This is a genomic window from Citrobacter sp. TBCS-14 (assembly GCF_005280805.1).
Taxonomy (GTDB): domain Bacteria; phylum Pseudomonadota; class Gammaproteobacteria; order Enterobacterales; family Enterobacteriaceae; genus Citrobacter; species Citrobacter gillenii.
This window is the reverse complement of the sequence record NZ_SZWM01000582.1, coordinates 1-318: the sequence shown is the minus strand read 5'-3', so window position 1 is coordinate 318 and position 318 is coordinate 1. Positions and strand designations below refer to the sequence as shown.

Below are 318 nucleotides of genomic sequence, written 5' to 3'. Positions count from 1 at the left end.
CTTTATTGGTGCGGTTTGCGGTGCAGGTTCGATAACCTTTAAATCAAGCTGAGTTTGTGCAGGATCGTCACGCAGTAGATCACCATCGGCAGTTGCGAACATGATGGTGTCGGCGCGGTCCAGTTCGGGGATGGTGCGGGTGACCTTTGGCGTTACCTTCATGGTGTTTTCGTCACGGGTATTCAGCATGGCGCAATTGAGTGTGAGAGTGACCGCGCCTTTCTTGCCAGTCTCGCGGACTGCTTTAATCACCTCGGCCAGCGCCTCGGTCAGTTCATCATCCAGTGTGCCTTTATTGATATAAGCCAGTTGCTGGCT

1 protein-coding gene is annotated in these 318 nt (G+C 53.1%); it reads right to left on the bottom strand.

Annotated elements, in window-relative coordinates:
- The coding region (locus tag FDX22_RS20055) for a hypothetical protein (protein ID WP_146717677.1) at positions 1-318 on the bottom strand (318 nt) is incomplete at both ends.